The 20,470-nt window shown below is 42.0% G+C and carries 21 protein-coding genes; 5 read left to right on the forward strand and 16 right to left on the reverse strand.

The features are described from left to right. Position 1: 1 nt before the first annotated feature. The 4 genes from FTV12_RS03545 (at position 2) to FTV12_RS03560 (ending at position 2,711) form a co-directional block, all read left to right on the forward strand. Entirely contained in the window at positions 2–604 is a 603-nt protein-coding gene (locus tag FTV12_RS03545; protein ID WP_004783892.1) for an alpha-E domain-containing protein, read from the forward strand. After that, complete coding sequence (locus tag FTV12_RS03550; RefSeq protein WP_179992462.1) at positions 601–1,380, forward strand: transglutaminase family protein; 780 nt, start codon at positions 601–603, stop codon at positions 1,378–1,380. Before FTV12_RS03545 ends, FTV12_RS03550 begins: the two co-directional genes overlap by 4 nt. 20 nt (positions 1,381–1,400) lie before the next feature. Then, positions 1,401–2,135 carry a proteasome-type protease gene (locus tag FTV12_RS03555; protein WP_180033509.1) on the forward strand — a complete coding sequence of 245 codons (735 nt, stop codon included), beginning with the start codon at positions 1,401–1,403 and terminating at the stop codon, positions 2,133–2,135. Positions 2,136–2,249: 114 nt separating this feature from the next. After that, a complete protein-coding gene (locus tag FTV12_RS03560) occupies positions 2,250–2,711 on the forward strand; it encodes a BLUF domain-containing protein (protein WP_180033510.1) in 462 nt (153 codons plus the stop codon). Positions 2,712–2,742: 31 nt separating this feature from the next. Here the strand turns inward: FTV12_RS03560 and alr are convergent, their stop codons facing one another. From alr to ppsA, 12 genes are all read right to left on the reverse strand, one after another. After that, positions 2,743–3,813: an alanine racemase gene (alr, locus tag FTV12_RS03565; RefSeq protein ID WP_180033511.1), complete on the reverse strand. Its 1,071-nt coding sequence runs from the start codon at positions 3,811–3,813 to the stop codon at positions 2,743–2,745. 231 nt (positions 3,814–4,044) lie between these two features. After that, complete coding sequence (gene dnaB, locus FTV12_RS03570; RefSeq protein WP_004783882.1) at positions 4,045–5,484, reverse strand: replicative DNA helicase; 1,440 nt, start codon at positions 5,482–5,484, stop codon at positions 4,045–4,047. 216 nt (positions 5,485–5,700) lie between these two features. Beyond that, a complete protein-coding gene (rplI, locus tag FTV12_RS03575) occupies positions 5,701–6,147 on the reverse strand; it encodes a 50S ribosomal protein L9 (RefSeq protein ID WP_004783880.1) in 447 nt (148 codons plus the stop codon). Positions 6,148–6,156: 9 nt separating this feature from the next. Further along, the gene (gene rpsR, locus FTV12_RS03580; RefSeq protein WP_004278792.1) at positions 6,157–6,384 is read right to left on the reverse strand and encodes a 30S ribosomal protein S18; all 228 of its coding nucleotides are present in this window, start codon (positions 6,382–6,384) and stop codon (positions 6,157–6,159) included. 12 nt (positions 6,385–6,396) lie between these two features. Continuing rightward, on the reverse strand, positions 6,397–6,783 hold the full coding sequence (rpsF, locus tag FTV12_RS03585) for a 30S ribosomal protein S6 (protein WP_004696436.1): 387 nt from the start codon (positions 6,781–6,783) through the stop codon (positions 6,397–6,399). Between the two features lie 283 nt (positions 6,784–7,066). Next, positions 7,067–7,945 carry a heme o synthase gene (cyoE, locus tag FTV12_RS03590; protein WP_179992465.1) on the reverse strand — a complete coding sequence of 293 codons (879 nt, stop codon included), beginning with the start codon at positions 7,943–7,945 and terminating at the stop codon, positions 7,067–7,069. A 10-nt stretch (positions 7,946–7,955) separates the two neighbouring features. After that, the gene (locus tag FTV12_RS03595; protein WP_171064814.1) at positions 7,956–8,285 is read right to left on the reverse strand and encodes a cytochrome o ubiquinol oxidase subunit IV; all 330 of its coding nucleotides are present in this window, start codon (positions 8,283–8,285) and stop codon (positions 7,956–7,958) included. After that, positions 8,282–8,902 carry a cytochrome o ubiquinol oxidase subunit III gene (cyoC, locus tag FTV12_RS03600; protein WP_166134969.1) on the reverse strand — a complete coding sequence of 207 codons (621 nt, stop codon included), beginning with the start codon at positions 8,900–8,902 and terminating at the stop codon, positions 8,282–8,284. Before cyoC ends, FTV12_RS03595 begins: the two co-directional genes overlap by 4 nt. A 4-nt stretch (positions 8,903–8,906) precedes the next feature. Then, positions 8,907–10,895 (reverse strand): cytochrome o ubiquinol oxidase subunit I, encoded by a 1,989-nt coding sequence (gene cyoB / locus FTV12_RS03605; RefSeq protein ID WP_179992466.1) that lies wholly within the window; start codon positions 10,893–10,895, stop codon positions 8,907–8,909. A 3-nt stretch (positions 10,896–10,898) separates the two neighbouring features. Beyond that, positions 10,899–11,975: a ubiquinol oxidase subunit II gene (gene cyoA / locus FTV12_RS03610; protein WP_005236020.1), complete on the reverse strand. Its 1,077-nt coding sequence runs from the start codon at positions 11,973–11,975 to the stop codon at positions 10,899–10,901. Positions 11,976–12,276: 301 nt separating this feature from the next. Next, positions 12,277–13,083, reverse strand: coding sequence for an RDD family protein (locus tag FTV12_RS03615; protein ID WP_179992467.1), 807 nt, complete (start codon positions 13,081–13,083; stop codon positions 12,277–12,279). Between the two features lie 522 nt (positions 13,084–13,605). Next, on the reverse strand, positions 13,606–15,984 hold the full coding sequence (ppsA, locus tag FTV12_RS03620) for a phosphoenolpyruvate synthase (RefSeq protein WP_004783865.1): 2,379 nt from the start codon (positions 15,982–15,984) through the stop codon (positions 13,606–13,608). A 154-nt stretch (positions 15,985–16,138) separates the two neighbouring features. On the opposite strand from ppsA, the gene FTV12_RS03625 reads away from it, so the two are divergent. Further along, entirely contained in the window at positions 16,139–16,975 is an 837-nt protein-coding gene (locus FTV12_RS03625; protein ID WP_166134959.1) for a pyruvate, water dikinase regulatory protein, read from the forward strand. Between the two features lie 243 nt (positions 16,976–17,218). On the opposite strand, the gene FTV12_RS03630 is transcribed toward FTV12_RS03625, so the two are convergent. The 4 genes from FTV12_RS03630 to FTV12_RS03645 all read right to left on the reverse strand — a co-directional run bounded on the left by FTV12_RS03630 (position 17,219) and on the right by FTV12_RS03645 (position 20,350). Continuing rightward, positions 17,219–17,782 carry a flavoprotein gene (locus tag FTV12_RS03630; RefSeq protein WP_179992468.1) on the reverse strand — a complete coding sequence of 188 codons (564 nt, stop codon included), beginning with the start codon at positions 17,780–17,782 and terminating at the stop codon, positions 17,219–17,221. 280 nt (positions 17,783–18,062) lie between these two features. Next, positions 18,063–19,067: an LLM class flavin-dependent oxidoreductase gene (locus FTV12_RS03635; RefSeq protein ID WP_004783860.1), complete on the reverse strand. Its 1,005-nt coding sequence runs from the start codon at positions 19,065–19,067 to the stop codon at positions 18,063–18,065. A gap of 155 nt (positions 19,068–19,222) precedes the next feature. After that, positions 19,223–19,672 carry a hypothetical protein gene (locus FTV12_RS03640; protein WP_004783858.1) on the reverse strand — a complete coding sequence of 150 codons (450 nt, stop codon included), beginning with the start codon at positions 19,670–19,672 and terminating at the stop codon, positions 19,223–19,225. 249 nt (positions 19,673–19,921) lie between these two features. Then, positions 19,922–20,350, reverse strand: coding sequence for a glycine zipper domain-containing protein (locus FTV12_RS03645; RefSeq protein ID WP_034171622.1), 429 nt, complete (start codon positions 20,348–20,350; stop codon positions 19,922–19,924). Positions 20,351–20,470: the final 120 nt, after the last annotated feature.

Below are 20,470 nucleotides of genomic sequence, written 5' to 3' on the forward strand. Positions count from 1 at the left end.
CATGGTTTTGTTAAATACCAATGCGCAACATATTTTTTGGTTAGGCCGTTATTTATCTCGTACCCAGTTTTTATGTTCGCATTTTCCATTTTTAGATGATGAAGCCGCTGTGGCTTATGCACATGCTTTCTGTTTGCCTGCGTTTGATGCCAGTTCATTAAATGAGCTGGTTCTGGATAGTACCCAGCCGACTTCATTTACCCAACAGTTTCAGGTGGCAAAAGACAATATTCAGGAATTACGCGGTGTATTGTCTGGCAAAGCCTATTCCGAACTACTGAAACTGATTAAAACTGCGGATCAGAATGCCGGTTATATCTGCGATGTCGTGACAGATTGTGCCGAAATTCTGGAAGCAGAATCATCAGATGTATTTCTATTTTTCAGTCTGGGCCAATGTTTGGAACAGCTAGATCAGCAGTTACGTCTCGGTGAGGATACTACCCGTACCTTATGTAAAATCGATTATATTGTGGATACACTCTGTGAGATTGGTTGGGGCAGTGTAAAACAATACTGGACACAGTTACGTGCCGCACCTGATCTGAAGCAGTTTTACCAGTTTAGTGATCATATTCATCGCTTGTTCGAGGCTGATGTATGAAATTGATGGTGAATCACCAAACGCAATACACGTACACAGCCGAGGTGAGGAACAGTATTCAGTACATCAAAATGATGCCTTCCACCAATGAACATCAGAAGGTGCATTATTGGGATGTCAGTGTACCGGGTCAGAAAGTGATTCGGCATGATGCCTTTAAAAATCTCTGGATGACCAGTACACAGCGTGAATCCTATCATAGCCTGATGATCATGGCACAAGGCATCGTTGAGCTAAATCTCGCGCATGAGCAGGGCTTAAATGATTCCTTAAATCCATATCTATTTTTACAGCCGACTGAAGCAACAAAATGCAATGCAGAGATGAAGGATTTTGCAGATCGTCATGTTCCAGCATTAACTCGTAAACATTTAATCGGCTTGGCTCAAGCCGTACTCGAACACGTTCCTTATATATCAAATAGTACTACGGTACAGGGGTCTGCTATTGATGCTTTTGAAGCACGTCAGGGCGTCTGTCAGGATCACAGTCATATTTTTATCGCCATGTGTAAACATTTAGGTTTACCATCACGTTATATATCAGGTTATCTTTATGCACAGAATGCCTCACATCTGGCGAGTCATGCTTGGGCTGAGGTATTTATTGAACAGGCATGGTACTGTTTTGATGTGAGTAACCTGTTATTTACGCCTAGTGCGCATGTCTATGTTGCGGTGGGGCGCGACTATTGGGATGTTGCACCAGTACGTGGTGTAAGAGAAGAAGGCGGTGTGGAATCCATGTATTCCATCGTCCAGGTACTAGGATGTTAATTCATTAATAAGGACAAAAAATGACGTATTGTTGTGCCCTTCGTTTAGAGCAAGGTATGCTATTTATCAGTGATACACGTACCAATGCTGGTGTGGATCACATTTCGGTATTTCGAAAATTATATACCTTTGGGGTAGATGGGGAGCGCGTTATCGTACTCCAGGCTTCCGGAAACCTGGCAACAACACAGGCGGTAATCGGACATATCAGAAATCAGCTGGAACTCAGGCAGGAACCGAATATCCTGAGTTTACCGACCATGTTTGATGTTGCGGAACTGGTGGGTAATACACTCAAAAAAGTGATTGCCAATGTCACGGATGATAGTTTAGAACAAAGTACTTACTATTGTAATTTCCTGGTCGGCGGCCAGATTAAAAATCAGGAAATGCAGCTCTATCATATCTACCCGCAAGGCAATTTTATTTGCGCGACACGAGATACGCCATATTTCCAGATTGGTGAAAGCAAATACGGTAAGCCGATTCTGGATCGTGCCTTGACCTATGAGATGCCACTCGATGAGGCATTACGCTGTTCTCTGATTTCTTTTGCTTCTACCTTACGTTCAAATGTATCTGTCGGTATGCCGCTGGATGTACTTGTCTATAAAAAAGACAGCTTGATGATGCCGAAAGGTAAACGTATTGCTGAAGACGATGAATATTTTTCGGATATCAGTCGGCAATGGTCAGAAACTTTAAAGAAAGGCCTGGCTGAATTACCCACCCCATCGAATGATTATTTCTTATAATATTTATAGAAATAAAAATAAGTTTTTCTTATAAGAATTAGTAAAAATTGACCGTTTAGTATACAGTGCTAACTTCTATACGATATTGCATAGATAAGAATAGAGGTTAGCCGCATGTACCAATTTTGTTATGCCAGTGAAAGTACCTCGTCCAAAGCCGACTTACTTCAAGATTTAACGGATATCCTTAAAGAAGCACGTGATTTTAATCATCCTAATCAAATAACAGGGGTGCTTTATTTTGCTGATGGACATTTTTTCCAGTGCTTGGAAGGTGAATGTCTGGTTTTAAAAGCTTTACTGACAGAGAGACTGTCTAAAGATCCACGCCATAAAAATATTAAACTATTTGAAACCAAAGAGATTGAGCAGCGTACTTTTGGCGACTGGTCAATGAAATATATTTCTAAACGTAGTTCTATTCAACAATTCTGCCAAGAAATGGGATTTGAGGTTTTTACGCCTAATGATTTTAACCAGGAACAAGTAGATGCTTTATTATTTGAACTGTCATTGATCGAAAATGAAGAGCAAAAATCAGCTTCAATGCTGACTTCATCAAAAAGCCCAACATGAGTTGGGCTTTTTTATTTTTAGATATTTTTCTTTAAACCAGTTTGCGTACCGGGCGGGCAGACATACGGCAAAGCAATTCATAACCAATGGTGCCATTGGCTTCAGCCACATCATCGACCAGACGGGATTTGCCCCATAGTTCGACTTCAGTACCCAATTCCAGATTTAGGTTAGTCGCATCAATGGCAATCATATCCATTGCGACACGGCCAATCACACGGGTTTGCTGGCCATGAATTACAACATAGTTCTGTTTCGGGAAAGCTCGTGGATAGCCGTCACCATAACCGATAGAAACAATGGCTAAAGTCATATCTTGATCAGCAGTGAAAGTAGAACCATAACCGACATGTTCACCCGCTTTGATATTATTCAATGCAATCACTTCGGCAGTAAAAGTCATGACTGGTTTTAGATCTAAATCATGTACAGTCTTGTCTGCAAATGGAGTCGCGCCGTAGAGCATGATGCCCGGACGAACAAAGTCAAAATGCAATTCTGGATATTTATAGATCGCAGCTGAGTTACAGCAAGAACCCATTAAAGGTGCGCAGTCATTCTTCACTTCCAAGAACTGCTGGATTTGCTGTTCATTGAGAGGATGTTCCGCATCAGCATTGGCAAAGTGCATCGCCAGCACGCAGGTAAAACCTTCTGCTTTTAATTGATTGATCACATCTTTAATCACATCGATTTTAAAACCAAGACGGTTCATACCGCTGTTGAGTTTTACCCAAACTTTTAGGCCTTTCGCAATATAGGCTTCTTTATTTGCCAGTAACCAGTCCAGTTGTGGCTGATGATGCACAATGACTTCAATATTCTGATCGATCACAACCTGCATTTCATCTGCAGAGAAAATGCCTTCGATTAGGGTAATGGGTTGCTGGTAGCCGAGTTCACGAATTTCCAGGGCTTCTTCCAGACAGGCGACACCAAAGGCATCACTATCTTTTAAGGCTGCTAAGCAGTCTTTAATTCCATGTCCGTAAGCATTGGCTTTGACCATGCTGACGATTTTAGCGGTTGGGGCAAGTTGTTTGACACGGTTTAAATTATATTGCAGTGCTTCACTGTCAATATAAACTGTAGCTTGGCGCACCCTAGATACTCCTGCGGGATGACAAAAATAATATCGTGTGGAACACACAAAACAGGGAGAGAAATAACAGGATTGTGAAAACAAAAGCGGTCATTTCAAAATTGTGAATATTGTAGACCTATCTACTATAAATGGACATGCTCATTTATATAATTTCATGCACAGCAAGCATTCTAAATAAAAAAGAGACCATTTCGGCCTCTTTTCTACACTCAGATCAAACTTGAATACTTACTCTTCATCATCATACTGGGCATAGAACTCAGGAGAGAGGTTACTGAAACGGGTATATTGACCTTCAAATGCCAGACGTACGGTACCAATTGGACCATTACGCTGTTTACCGATAATAATCTCGGCAGTGCCGGCTTCTTTCGATTCCTTGTTATAAACCTCGTCACGGTAAATAAACATGATCAAGTCGGCATCCTGTTCGATCGCACCAGATTCACGAAGGTCAGACATCACCGGGCGTTTGTTGGGACGGTTTTCTAGAGAACGGTTCAACTGTGATAAGGCAATGACTGGACATTGCATCTCTTTGGCCAAGGCTTTTAAGCTTCGAGAAATTTCCGAGATCTCGCCTACACGGTTATCACCCATACCCGGTACTTTCATCAATTGAAGATAATCGACCATGATACAACCGAGCTTACCGCCATGCATTTTGGCAATACGACGCGCACGCGCACGAACCTCAGTCGGTGGTAGTGCAGAGGAATCATCGATATAAAGATGCTTTTCCTGTAAATGCACAATGGTACTAGTCACTTTTGACCATTCATCGCTGTCCATTTTACCAGCACGTAAGTGACCTTGATGCACCCGGCCGAAAGAGGAAATCAAACGCATCGCAATCGAATCCGCTGGCATTTCCATCGAATAGACCAGTGCAGGGAGGTTGTTGTTAAACAGCACGCTTTCGACCAGGTTCATGGCAAAGGTGGTTTTACCCATAGAAGGACGGGCTGCGACAATAATCAGGTCGCCAGCCTGCATACCGGAAGTTTTATTGTCCAGTTCCACGAAACCGGTGGTCAGACCGGTAATTGAACCTTCAAGCTGAGAAAGTTCATTTAGCTTATCGAATACGTCTGCGACAACGGTATTAATGGCTTTTGGGCCTTGAGCCTTGGCATTGTTATTATGTTGTTCGGCAATCGAGAAAATATTAGTTTCAGCCAGATCTAGAATTTCACTCACCGGACGGCCTTTAGTGTCATAGGCATTCTGTAAAATTTCAGAGCTGACCTTGATCATGCTACGTAAAGTAGAGAACTCTTTAATTTTTCCGGCATAGGTTTCCAGGTTATAGAAACTCGAAGGCGAATCAGCCATCAGCTGCATTAAATATTCTTCACCACCGACCGCATCGAGTAAGTTCTGCTTGATCAGCCAGTCATGAACCAGTACTGCATCATAAGGCGAGTTTTCTTTAGAAAGCTGTTCAATGGCACGGAAGATATATTTATGCCGGGTCGCATAAAAATCATTTTCGGTAAGTACATCGCCGACTTGTTCAAAAGATTCAGCCACAGTCATAAGGGCAGCAAGTACAGCCTGTTCAATCGCTAAATTGTGCGGGGGAGTACGGAACTCCTTAAGTTGGGTATCAGCAACAATTTCTGGTTTAGCGGTAGGTGCCTTTTTGCTGGCATTCGCCTGTGACATATAAATCCCTGATTTTAAATACAATGGTTAAATATTGTCGGAGATGAATAAGGTTTATTCACTACGAGATGAAATGATACGCGGTCTGATCCAAAATGCGAAGTGCAATTTTTTGTGAACGCGAAGAATAAATTGAATTTTCTACTGTTGAGCAGATTATATTTTTTAGAGATAAAAAAAGAGCATGCCAAAGCATGCCCTTTTTTCGGTGAGAAATTACTCAGCTACGATAGTAACCAGAACTTCTGCAGCAACATCATGGTGCAATTGGATTGCGATGTTGAATTCACCAGTGTTGCGAAGTGCGCCATTTGGAAGACGAACTTCAGCACGGTCAACTGTAAGACCAGCATTTGTCAACGCGTCAGCGATGTCACGAGTACCGATTGAACCGAACAGTTTACCTTCATCACCAGCTTTCGCAGTGATTACGATGTTTACTTCGTTCAATTGGTCAGCACGTGCTTGAGCAGCAGCTAATACTTCAGCTTCTTGTTTCTCAAGTTCAGCACGACGAGCTTCAAAAGCAGCAGTGTTAGCTTCAGTAGCTGCAACTGCTTTACCTTGAGGGATCAAGTAGTTACGGCCGTAACCAGCTTTAACTGAAACTTTATCACCAAGTTTACCAAGGTTTTTAATGCGTTGTAATAAGATAATATCCACAGCTCAACCTCACTTATGATTGTCAGTGTAAGGGATCAAAGACAAGTAGCGAGCTTGTTTGATAGCAAGTGCTAGCTGACGTTGGTAACGAGCTTTAGTACCTGTAATACGGCTAGGAACAATCTTGCCGTTTTCAGTGATGTACTGTTTTAAAGTGTCGATATCTTTGTAGTCGATGTACGTAACGTTCTCAGCTGTAAAGCGGCAGAACTTGCGACGACGGTAAAAACGTGCCATGTTAGGTTCTCCTTATGCTTCAGCAGAGTCTTGAGCTTGTTGTGCTTCTTCACGTTGAGCTTTACGCGCACGTTTTTCTTCAGCACTCTTAGCCAATAGTGACTCTTCAGTGATAGCGTTTTCACGACGGATGATAAGGCTACGAATGATTGCATCGTTATAACGGAACAATTCTTCTAGCTCATCAAGAGTAGTTTGACCACACTCAACATTCATCAGAATGTAGTGAGCTTTGTGGATCTTGTTGATTGGGTAAGCCAATTGACGACGGCCCCAGTCTTCAAGACGGTGGATTTGACCTTCAGCTTCTTTGATGTGAGTCAGGTAACGTTCTACCATACCCACAACTTGATCGCTTTGGTCTGGATGTACCAATAGTACGATTTCGTAGTGACGCATTGTCAGCTCCTTACGGTTTAAACAGCCCCAATTTAAGTGAAATTGAAGCAAGGAGTCACAACCTTGGTTGTGTCGCATAATATGCGAAGCGTGAAGTTTAGTGGTTTTGGGGCTGAAATACAAGCAAATCTTGCCAGATGATGAATGTTTAAGTAGGTATGGAAGCAAATAAAAATTTACAAGAGGGAAATTTCTAGAAGAAACACAGTTACTTTAAGTAAGCTTGAAAGGAATTAGGTATTTAGCAGGAGAAATAAAAAAGATAGAGTAAAACTCTATCTTCTTAAAAGAATATGATTGGATTCTGCGGGGCAGTAGAAGTAAAACTGAAAATAATACTGATCACGGTAATTAGTTTGACCGAGAACATGAAATACTGTTTTGCCCATGCCTGATTATCTTCAGCTTTAAAGCCCTGAATACTGAGATAGATCCAGTAAAGCGTCATCAGATTTAATACCACCAGATAGATCCAGTTTGCATAACCATAAACAAATAAAGCATTCATGGTAATTCCGAACAATATCACGTAGATCAAAGATTCGATCTTGGTACGTCGAATTGAACGGGCGACAGGCAGAATTGGAATGCCTGCATTTTTGTAATCTTCAAAACGATAGACTGCAATTCCCCATGAATGGGGCATTTGCCAGAGTGCATACCCTAGAAAAATTAAAAGGGCACCCAGGTCAAACTGGCTTGCAACTGCGGTATAACCGATCACAGGCGGTGCTGCACCAGAAATACTGCCTACCAGTGTTTGGTGAATAGTTGTTCGTTTTGTCCATAAGCTGTAAAAACCAACGTATACGACAAAACCAATAACTGCGAATAGGAAAGCGTATGCATTTACCCAGAACCATAAAATGCCAAAACCGATCACACCCAGTACAAAAGCAAAGGTGAGAGCAACAGGTACAGAAATAGTTTTTTTGACAAGTGCGCGATTTTGTGTGCGCTGCATTTTTTGGTCGATGTCCTGATCAATAACGTTATTGACCACGCATCCTGATGCCACTACGAGAGTAGTACCAATAAGAGTAAGAAGCAGGAGAAGGAAATCTACAGAACCTTGAGTGGCTACGAAGTAGCCACCCAAAGTGGTAACAAAGTTACCGAAGAGAATTCCTGGCTTAGTCAGGAATAAATACTTTTTCAGCATGACAACCAGTTTAGATCATCATGTTGTAGTGTAGGTAGTTCATGATCCATACAGAACCCACTAAAAGAATAGCGATGGTTAAGATGGTATACACAAATGCAATTACGTTCCAGCGTTGCTCTGAAGAAGAGTTCATGTGCAAGAAGTAAATTAATTGCACAAGAATCTGAGCGACTGCAGTAATTGCAATAGCAGTAATCAAGATACCGCGGCTAAAACCACCTGCCATGACCATACCGAATGGAATTACAGTAAGGACAACAGACAGGATGAAGCCAACAGTATATTGCTTCATGTTACCGTGTGATTCGCCAGCAGCGTTGTGATCATGACTCATTATAGAACTCCCATCAAGTAAACTACGCTGAATACACAGATCCATACGATGTCAAGGAAGTGCCAGAACAAGCTTAGGCACGCAAGACGACGAGTGTTAGGCAGAGTCAAACCATATTTCTTGATTTGAATCATTAACACGATCATCCATACCAAACCTGAAGTCACGTGGATACCGTGCGTACCTACCAGCGTAAAGAACGAAGACAGGAACGCAGAAGTGCTAGGGCCATGACCAGCATGAACTAAATGATTGAACTCATAAAGTTCCATACCGATGAAGGCAGCACCAAATAACCAAGTGATCGCTAACCAGGTAAGAACCTGACTAACGTTTTTCTTGTAGGCAGCTAGAACGGCAAAACCAAAAGTTACGGAAGAGATCAAAAGGGCAAACGTTTCAGTTAAAACGAAGCCTAATGAATCACCAAACAGATCACGCGCGCTTGGAGTGCCTAATGGAACGTGGCTACTTAAAACAGCGAATGCAATGAAGAGTGTACCGAAAAGGATAAGGTCACTCATCAAGTAAGTCCAGAAACCAAAGACAGTGATGTCAGTATCATCGTGATGATGATGCTCATCGTGTCCGTGGTTATCGTGATGAAGTACTTCAGCCATGGTCTTAGTCCTTCTTCAAGTGTTTTTCAAGGATCGCATAACGTTCACCTTCAATACGCTCAACTTCAGCAGCAGGAACATAGTAATCCACTTTCTTGGTGAAAGAAGACACGATGAAGCTGATGATAGCTGCTACGAAAGTAACCGCTACTAACCACCAGATGTGCCAGATTAACGCGAAGCCCATAACAGTAATGAACATTGCGATAATGAAACCAGCAGCACGGTTAGTCGGCATATGGATATCTTCGTACTTCGTAGGTTTTGCATAAGCAACACCGTTTTCTTTCTCGACCCAGAAAGTATCAATACCATTGATCTTTGGAAGATGAGCAAAGTTATAGAACGGAGCAGGAGAAGATGTAGACCATTCAAGTGTACGACCATCCCATGGATCGCCAGTCAAATCTAGACGTTGATCGCGTTGTAGGAAACCAACAACGATTTGCATGATGAAACATACAATACCAAGTGCTACAAGAACTGCACCGAACATTGCGATGTTTACATACGGATCCCAGTCTGGGTTATCAAATGTATTCAGACGACGAGTCATACCCATGAAACCAAGGATATAAAGTGGCATGAATGCAAAGTAGAAACCGAAGAACCAGAACCAGAATGCTGCTTTACCCCAAGTCTCATTCAGTCTCCAACCAAACATTTTCGGCCAGTAGAAGATGATACCCGCGAACATCGCGAATACTACACCACCAATAATTACGTTATGGAAGTGAGCGATCAGGAATAAAGAGTTATGTACCAGGAAGTCCGCTGGTGGAACTGCCATCAATACACCTGTTAAACCACCGATACCAAAAGTCACAAGGAAGCCAAGTGTCCATAGCATTGGGGTAGTGTAAACGATACGACCCTTGTACATGGTGAACAACCAAGAGAAGATTTTCACACCAGTAGGAATCGCAATAATCATGGTCATGATACCGAAGAACGCGTTAACGTTGGCACCTGCACCCATGGTAAAGAAGTGGTGAACCCATACAACGAATGACAATACTGTAATTGCAACTGTTGCATACACCATTGATTTATAACCGAACAATGCTTTACGAGCGAAAGTCGATACAACTTCAGAGTAAATACCAAATGCTGGCAATACCAGAATGTATACTTCTGGGTGACCCCAAGTCCAAATCAAGTTCACATAAAGCATTGGGCTACCGCCTAGCTCGTTTGTGAAGAAGTGGAAGCCGAAGTAACGGTCAAGAGACAGCATTGCAATAGTAGCAGTCAACACTGGGAATGCTGCGATAATCAATACTGCTGTACATAAAGATGTCCAGGTAAAGATTGGCATTTCCATCAGTTTCATGCCAGGCGCACGCATTTTGATGATGGTAACGAAGAAGTTAACACCCGTTAATAGCGTACCCAGACCTGAAATCTGCAGTGCCCAGATGTAGTAATCCACACCGACGCCAGGAGAGTATTCAATGCCTGATAGTGGAGGATAAGCCATCCAACCAGTCGCAGCGAATTCACCAATCGCAAGTGAAGCCATCATCAGACCCGCAGCACCAGCGAACAGCCAGAAGCTTAAAGAGTTCAATAATGGGAATGCAACGTCACGTGCACCGATTTGAAGCGGTACAGAGATGTTCATTAAGCCAACAACAAGACCCATTGCCACGAAGAAGATCATGATCACACCGTGTGCGGTGAAGATCTGGTCATAGTGTTCTGGGTGCAAGTAGCCTTCGCCGCCACCTTTTGCAAGGAACTGCTGAAGACGCATCATAATCGCATCGGCGAAACCACGTACCAGCATGATCACTGATACAAAGATATACATGATACCAATTTTTTTATGGTCTACAGATGTGAACCATTCGTTCCACAGGTAGCCCCATTTTTTGAAGTAGGTAATACCTGCAACAACTGCGATACCACCTAAGATCATCATTGCAACAGTTACCAGTACGATTGGATCGTACGGAATTGCATCTGGACCTAACTTACCTAAGAAGCTCATGAATTATTCTCCTTGAGAAGCAGTCGCATGTTCAACATCTACATGTGCTTCAGAAGCAGCTGCTTCCTGGTGAGCAACAGAAGACGCTGAGTGATCAGCACCGTGATAGTTACTCATGTAGTTATTGATCACAGATTCAAACAAACCTTGCTCAACAGAAGAGTAGTAAGTCACTGGATGTGGCTTAGTTGGGTAAGGCTTCATTGCTTCAGCAGCAGCCTTCTCTTCAGGAGTCGTAGCTTTTGCAATAATCGCTTCGATTTGGTGTTTACCACGGTTACCGTCACGCAAGCTTGCAAATTCAGCTTGGTCTAAAACAGTTTTTTGAACTGCTTCTGGATTTACTGAAGTACCGTTACCTGCTTTAACTGCAGCTACCCATTCAGCAAACTGAGCATCAGTCACAGCATGTGCACGGAAGCGCATTTGTGAGAAGCCATAGCCTGAATAGTTAGAAGAGAAACCGCGGTAGCCTTCAGCTGGGCTAGTTTCGTCTGCCATTAAGTTCAGGTGAGTTTGCATACCCGCCATTGCATAGATCTGACCACTTAACGCAGGGATGAAGAATGAGTTCATCGTGAAGTTAGAAGTCAAACGAAGACTTACCGGAGTTTTCTCTGGGAAGCGAATTTCGTTTACAGTCGCAATGTTTTGTTCTGGGTAGATGAAGATCCATTTGAACTGTTCAGCAATAACCTGAACTGTTAATGGTGCTTTATCTGCCTCAAGTGGGCGGTATGGGTCGTACTTGTGGGAACCCCACCAAGTTAACCAAGCTAAAATACCAATAATAATGACAGGGATACCCCAAACTACAATTTCAATCGCAGTAGAGTGTGCCCATGTAGGTTTATAGTCTGCGTCTTTATTCGATGCGCGATATTTCCAACCGAACCATAATGCCATGATAATTGATGGAATTACCACCAATAGCATTAAGTAAATCGCAGTCATCATCAGGCTACTTTGGCCTTCAGCAACTGGACCCTTAGAGTTCAGAAGTACTAGATCACCACCACACCCTGTTAAAAGTGCAGCCATCGTTGATAAAGACAATACAGCTAAAATCGTTTGTCTCATTTTACAACCTCGGTGAAGAGTCCCATTCCCTAATTTAATATGGGATAGCGATTAAAGTGTCGCATGATAAAAGAGGCCGTTTTTTTACAAAACACCCTTCTAATCATAATACACCGCTACGTTGTAGGGCATTATGCCTGATATTGCCAAACTAAGCTATATATAAAGGTGCTTTAAATGACTGTAATAAAAACCGATTTTGTCGGTCGAGTTTCAAGAATATTTATAGGAATTTTATTGTAATTTCAAAGTTATGTAGGAAAATGGGATGCCAAAACATCCCATTTTATGGCATAACTAATTATTGTTTAACGACTTGAGTTTTTGCCAGTTTATCGTGCACGGTTTGACGTTTTTGCCCTAAACCGAACGCCCAGTCAATGATTGTGCTGAGTGGCATGAAGATAATATTCAGGAAAATAAAGAACACACTGCGAATAGTGAAGGCACGCATCAAGCTGGTTTTTTCACCAGTCTCAGCATCTACGATCTTAATTTTAGTCAGTTTTTTACCGATACTTTGACCCGATTTGGCAATCAGAAAAGCCTGAATAGCGAGCATGATCACCAGGTAAATTGCAGTCGCAATCCATGCCTGCTGTGAAAACATGTCAAACATCTGAGTCTGTAGCTGCTGTGCCAAAGCAGGGTCAGCATCACTACTTAACATCACATTCATAAATTCCTGGTTCAGTTGTGCGAATTGGGTTTCCTGTTCAGGAGTAAAAAATGCGGTCAAAATAAACGTCGCAGGCAGCCATAAAAGCAGATCCACAATCTTGGCTAAAATACGGCTTGGAATACTCGCCAGTTCTTTTTTTGCTGCAACATTTTGAGAGCTGCGGGCACGAAGATGGTCTGTACTTAACTCATTTGCGTTCTGTGGAGCCTGATAGGCAGGTGTCGCTGGCATTTCTGGTGCTACATAGCCTTCAGGCTGATAGATCAGTTTCCCTTGGGTGAGTTCACCTAAAGCTTTCCATTCGGTCATACCTTGATGCCAAGCCAAATCAGTCAGAAGTACCTGTTGGTTGGCAAGCATCTGATTTAATTGCTCGAGCGTATATGGGCCAGCTTGTTGATTATTTCGTGCCAAGTAAATCTGCATATAAACTGAATCTCAAAAATATAAATTTAGACAAAAATTGAACTAGGAGTTTAAGTATTTTCAGGCTGAAAACAAATAAAAGAATATAAGTGTAATATATGGATAAGTTTAGGATTTTCAAGAATGTTCATCACCAAATTCCTCCATAATTGAGACAGTGTAGCAAGGATTGATGATTTTGCTATCAAGATGTGAAAATTCACTTAAATTTAATTATGCAATTTTTTATCATGATGTTTGTTGGTGTTTGTTTGTCATTGCACTAAGAAGCTTATGCTTATATAAATAATTTGATTTCTGTTAAATCAAAAAACATATAATTAATCACTTAACTATAAATATAATTAAGATAATAGACCTCTTGCGTTAGTCAAAATTTAATCAGTGATAAACGTTGATTTTTAAATAAATATCAAAGTCTAAAATAGTCAAAAATAATACTTTCGCAAGAGGTCTAATATCTAGGTAATATTGAGAACATAAAAAAAGACCCTATGAAAGGGTCTTTTTTTAAAGAGTTAATTAAGCTTTTTGAGCTTTCTCTTCAGATAGGAAGAACCAGGTATCCAATACTGAGTCTGGGTTAAGAGATACAGATTCAATACCTTGTTCCATCAGCCATTGTGCAAGATCTGGGTGGTCAGAAGGACCTTGGCCACAGATACCTACATATTTACCGGCTTTACGGCAAGCATGGATGGCCATAGAAAGAAGCGCTTTTACTGCTGGATCACGTTCATCAAATAGGTGAGAAACGATACCAGAGTCACGGTCAAGACCAAGCGTTAACTGAGTCAAGTCATTTGAACCGATAGAGAAACCATCGAAGTGTTCAAGGAACTGTTCAGCTAACAAAGCGTTAGTTGGCAATTCACACATCATGATCACTTTAAGACCATTTTCACCACGTTTCAGACCGTTTTGACCTAATAGCTCAATAACACGTTTAGCTTCAGCAACAGTACGTACGAACGGGATCATGATTTGAACGTTAGTCAGACCCATTTCGTCACGAACTTTTTTCAGTGCACGGCATTCAAGTTCGAAGCAGTCACGGAAGTTGTCAGATACATAACGACTTGCACCACGGAAGCCCAACATTGGGTTTTCTTCTTCAGGTTCGTACAGTTTACCGCCGATCAGGTTAGCGTATTCGTTTGACTTGAAGTCAGACATACGTACGATCACTGGTTTGTCAGCGAACGCAGCAGCAAGAGTAGAGATACCTTCAACCAGTTTTTCTACATAGAATTCGATTGGAGATGCATAACCTGCAGTACGAGCAAGTACAGCAGCACGAGTTTCACGTGGCAGACTATCGATGTTCAATAATGCTTTAGGATGCACACCGATCATACGGTTGATGATGAACTCTAGCCGAGCAAGACCAATACCTTCGTTCGGAATTTGCGCGAAGTCAAATGCACGATCCGGGTTACCTACGTTCATCATGATTTTGAACGGAAGTTTTGGCATAGATTCGATAGAGTTGGTTTGGATTTCGAAATCAAGCGCACCTTCGTAGATGAAACCAGTATCACCTTCAGCACAAGATACAGTCACTTCCTGGCCGTCAACCAGGACTTCGGTTGCATTACCACAACCTACGATAGCTGGAACCCCAAGTTCACGTGCGATGATCGCAGCGTGACAAGTACGACCACCACGGTTAGTTACAATCGCAGCAGCACGTTTCATTACTGGTTCCCAATCCGGGTCAGTCATATCAGATACAAGTACATCACCGTCTTGTACTTTGTCCATTTCTTTAATTGAAGTTACGATGCGGACTTTACCAGAACCGATACGTTGACCAATTGAACGGCCTTCACAGATTACAGTACCACGTTGTTTTAACAGGTAGCGTTCCATCGTGCCGACATTTTCACGGCTCTTCACAGTTTCAGGACGCGCCTGAACGATGTAGATTTTGCCGTCATCACCGTCTTTCGCCCACTCGATGTCCATTGGAGAACCGTAGTGGTTTTCAATGATCAGTGCTTGCTTAGCCAATTCTTGCAGTTCATGATCGTTCAATGCAAATTGTTGACGATCCGCTTTTTCTACATCAACTACAACAACTGATTTACCCGCAGCGGCTTCTTCACCATAAATCATTTTCTGGTGTTTAGAACCTAAGTTACGGCGCAGTACAGCGTGTTTGCCTGCATTTAGAAGCGGTTTTGAAATATAGAATTCATCCGGGTTTACTGCACCCTGAACTACCATTTCACCCAAGCCATAAGAAGCTGTAATGAATACTGCATCACGGAAGCCTGATTCAGTATCTAGAGTGAACATTACACCAGCAGCACCAGTTTCTGAGCGAACCATACGTTGTACGCCTGCAGAAAGAGCAACCACGTCATGCGCAAAGTTTTGGTGTACACGGTAAGAGATCGCGCGGTCATTGTACAAAGATGCAAACACTTCTTTGATCGCGATCAGAACGTTATCGATACCACGAATGTTCAGGAAGGTTTCTTGCTGACCTGCGAAAGAAGCATCAGGTAAGTCTTCTGCAGTCGCAGATGAACGAACGGCAACCGCGATGTCAGGGTTGCCGTTTGAAAGTTCTGCAAAAGCTGCACGAATTTCCTTTTCCAGTTCAGCAGTAAGTGGAGTTTCCACAATCCATTGACGAATCTTTGCACCAGTTTCAGCAAGTGCATTGACGTCATCAACGTTAAGTGCAGCAAGCTCTGCATTGATTTTAGCGTTTAGGCCACTTTGCTCGAGAAATTCACGATAAGCAGCAGCTGTTGTTGCGAAGCCACCTGGTACTGATACACCAGCATTAGATAAGTGGCTGATCATTTCGCCCAGAGATGAGTTTTTCCCACCTACAAGCTCAACATCGTGCTTCCCTAATTTTTCTAGACCAATTACGCGCGCTTCCAAAGTTGTTACTCCACTTTTGCAGTATTAATCACTATCTTGGCATGAGAGTATAGCAAATCTTCTAGGTTTTTGATTTTACTAAGCGACAGTCATGTAAGATCGGTTTACTATAAAGATTATATAGTACTAAGACAAATGTTTGAGGAGAATTTTAATGTCAGAAGGTAAACAAATTCAGCGGAGTGTGTTTTTTATTTCCGATGGTACTGCCATTACTGCTGAAACCCTTGGCCACTCACTGTTAGCGCAGTTTCCGCATGTGGATTTTGACATTCATATTATCCCTTATATTAGCTCTGAAGAAGCGGCCATGAATGTGGTCACAGAGATCAATGAACGTGCCCAAAAAGACGGTCAAAAACCTTTGGTTTTCGATACGTTGGTGGATCCCTATGTGCGTGAAATTATTAATACTGCAAATGCAGTAAATCTTGATGTTTTTGAAGGGCTTATCAGTAAATTATCAGAAGAGCTTGGTACTGAACCTACGACTTTAGTCGGTCAGACCCATGCGGTGACCGATTCTGAGTCTTATAAGGCACGTATTGATGCCGTACATTTTGCGCTCGACAATGATGATGGTGCGCGTACGCGTCACTATGATAAGGCTGATCTGATCCTGATTGGCGTATCGCGTTCCGGTAAGACTCCAACCTCAATTTATTTGTCTCTGCAATTTGGAATTCGTGTAGCGAACTATCCGCTAACTGAAGAAGATCTGGACGATAACCGCCTGCCAGCAGTGCTAAGACCGCATAAAAACAAGCTTTTTGGCTTGATGATTGATGCAGAACGTCTGGTTGCAATTCGTACAGAACGTAAGGCCAACAGCCGTTATGCCAGCTTTAGCCAGTGTCAGATGGAACTGCGTGCAATTGAAGGCATCTATATTTCGGAAGGGATAAAGTACCTGAATGTTTCGGAAATGTCGATTGAAGAAATCTCAACGCGTGTCTTACAGATGACAGGACTAAAACGTCGAATTGGCTAAAAAGAATTCAGAGCCAGACTTCAGTTTGGCTCTGATTTATAGATAAAAATTAATAAAAATACTGCTTTCATAGAAATAAAATATGAATATTATAAGTTGTTGAAATATTCAATATTTTAATAAAAAATGCAGTGATTGTTTTTTAAACTTTTTTGCTATTCAATGAAATCAAAAATTCAATTTTGCAGAGCTAAATTTTTCCAAATACACTCCGAATTTTTAATCTTATGTGCTAAAAACAGATTAACTTGCTGATTGAAAAGTATGCACAATTAGCTCAACCTGATGTTCATCTCCATTAATACAATGAATACTATTTTCGGAAATTTTTGCAATAGGCCAGGTAATCAGCTGGCAATTTTCACGTTGCAGAGCAGCATAATAGTGATCTGATTTAAGATAAACTTTGGATGCGGCTGCAAGATTTGGCATGAGCTGGCGTCTGAGCCATAAATTTTGTACCTGATTTTCTAGATAACGTAATGATAAAATGCTTTTAATGCGGTTATTAAATAGGCGTCGATTTTTAATGATTAAGGGGTGATTTAATAACCGCTGCAAACCACGTTCAGTACCTGGCAATACAAATTGCGGATTAATCTGAAAAACTTTTACTGAGTGAGCTTGCTGGCTAATCTTGTTGAGCTGGCTTACGGTAAATTGATCCGTACCGATAATCGCAATATCTTTTCCGGCACAGTCAAGTTCAGCGAGCTGGGAAGAGGGCATTTTAATGCCAGTAAAATGCTGGAAATTTTCGGGACGATTCTCAAATATACCCGCGTATGCATCCTGCTTGGTGGACATTGTTTTTCCTTGAAATTATTTAATAATTGGTCTTATTTGCTTTGTTATAGATATTAACAAAAGCCCTAGAGCGGTAAAGTTCAAAATTTAACTTAGACAGTCATTCTTTTTTCTATTGTATTTTTAATGAGACATAGATGTATTAAAGCGCAGGAGATCCATCTTAGACATGGATTTATCTATTTGGAGACTTAAAATTTTCAAACAAAGTTTTAAAAAATATACCCATTCCTAAGAGTGGGTATATAGATCAGAATAAATTAGGCAAAGCAAGACAGCATTATTGCCCGTTTTTGATCTGCATCAGCAATTCAAAATTATGCAGACGTTTCTCTGTGTCATAGATGTCACAGGTGAAGATAAACTCATCTACATCATATTTTGCTATGAGTGCTTCCAAACCGGCTTTAACAGTTTCTTTGGAACCCACTTGCGCCATGGCAAAGAAATTGTCGACAGACATTTTTTCAGGTGGTGACCAGAGTCCTTCCATAGAATCAATCGGCGCTTTCAATTTCAGGCTTTGACCGCGAATCAGGGCAAGGACACGCTGGTAAGCACTTGTTGCCAGATATTCAGCTTCTTCATCTGTATCTGCGACACAAGTCGGTACGCCCATAGAAACATAAGGACGATCCAGATATTCAGACGGTTCGAAATTGTCCCGATACAATTGAATCGCTTGACCAAGCATACGCGGAGCAAAGTGAGATGCAAAAGAATAGGGTAGACCAAGTTTTGCTGCCAGTTGTGCGCTAAACAGGCTCGAACCTAATAACCACACAGGTACGTGTGTGCTTTGGCCTGGAGTTGCCACAATGCGTTGGCCTGGAATCGGATCTTTAAAGTATTGCAGAATTTCTAAAACATCCTGCGGGAACTGATCTTCAGTTTCTTGACGGCCACGACGTAAAGCACGCATGGTCATTTGATCGGTACCAGGAGCACGGCCTAGACCCAGCTCAATACGATCTGGATATAAAGTCGCTAATGTACCGAACTGTTCTGCTACTACCAAGGGTGCATGGTTTGGCAACATAATGCCGCCAGAGCCAAGTTTGATGCTATTGGTATTTGCCAGTAAATAGCCTAAGAGAACGGCAGTCGCTGAGCTGGCAATACCATCCATATTATGATGCTCGGCCAGCCACATCCGGCTATAACCTAGACGTTCTGCGGTCTGGGCCAATTCCAACGCATGTTGCAGGGAGAATTGAATGGTCTTATCGTCACGAACTGGAACCAGTTCGAGAATAGAGAACTGGGTATCGGTAAGCGTACGCATAATATTACTCTTGAATAAACATGACTAAGAGCATACGACTTTGCATTGTATTTGTATATCGAAAAAAATCGATATATATGTAAACCAAAATAACAGGCAAAAAAATAAGCATCCGAAGATGCTTATTCAAGGAGGAAAAGTGATTAGAGGAAATCTTAGCGACGGTGGTTATAACGGTAGTTGCTAGTACGATAGTTTTTTGAACTATAGCGACGGTCATAACGGTCATCATAACGACGGTCTTCGCTGACTTTTTTACCAAGGGCAGAACCACCAGCAGAACCTAATGCAGCACCAATTAAGCCGCCATTAGAACCCGCCATGTTTTTACCTACGGCATAACCGGCACCACCACCTAAAGCACCGCCGATAATCGCACCATTACGGTCACGTTTATTCGCTGCTACTGCGGCACCAGCACCACCGCCAATCGCAGAACCGATTGTTGCACCAGTTGTACCACCCATTTTATTGCCCACTGCGGCACCAACGACACCACCCAAAGCAGAAGCTAAAGCCGTATTCGTTGTATTTCCGGCATTGGCGGCTGTCATACCCATGGCTGAGGTTGCTACGACAGCGATCATTAGAGATTTGTAATTCATGAGTACACCTTTTATATATCTAGCTGTATTTGTTGATGAGATAAATTTAATCTAGCAACCGTCAAATAGCATGGAGGCAGTGTTGGCGAATTGTGATTTTTATCTCCTTAATTTATTCATGATCTTGTTCGAATAAGTTGATGTATTACATGAATTTGAATACGTTGAACGCATAATAAAAAAAGCACCCAAACAGGTGCTTTTAATGTTAAATGTAGCGTCGAATTTAAAGAGCCTAAGGGCAAGAAATTAACGGTGACGTTTTTTCCAGTGTTTAGCACGATTCGCTTTGGCACGATCGGCTGCTTTATCTTTAGAAATTTTATTACCTAATGCTGCACCACCCGCAGCACCGAGTGCTGAACCGATGTAACCGCCATTAGAACCGCCCATGTTTTTACCTACGGTATAACCAGCACCACCACCTAAAGCACCACCAATTGCAGATGAGGTACGGTTTTTCTTGTTACTTGCAACAGCAGCACCACCTGCACCACCTAATGCAGCACCAATTGTTGCGCCAGTGTTGCCCCCCATGTTTTTGCCCAGTGCAGTACCAGCAACGCTACCTAAAGCACTTGCTGCTGCCACACGTGCAGTACTGTCTGCATGCGCACTCACTGTCATCATTGAGCCTGCAGCCATTGCAGCACTCAGTAAAATTGCATTGAGTTTCATGTTGTAACTCCGTGTCCCTGATAGGACTTTCATATGTTAGTGTGTTTCGACGCAGAAAATGTAACAAATCATGCCCAAAAGAATGTGAAGATCTACCTCCATATTTAATGTGTTTATTTG

Origin of the sequence: Acinetobacter sp. YH12233 (assembly GCF_013417725.1) — a bacterium.
GTDB lineage: Bacteria > Pseudomonadota > Gammaproteobacteria > Pseudomonadales > Moraxellaceae > Acinetobacter.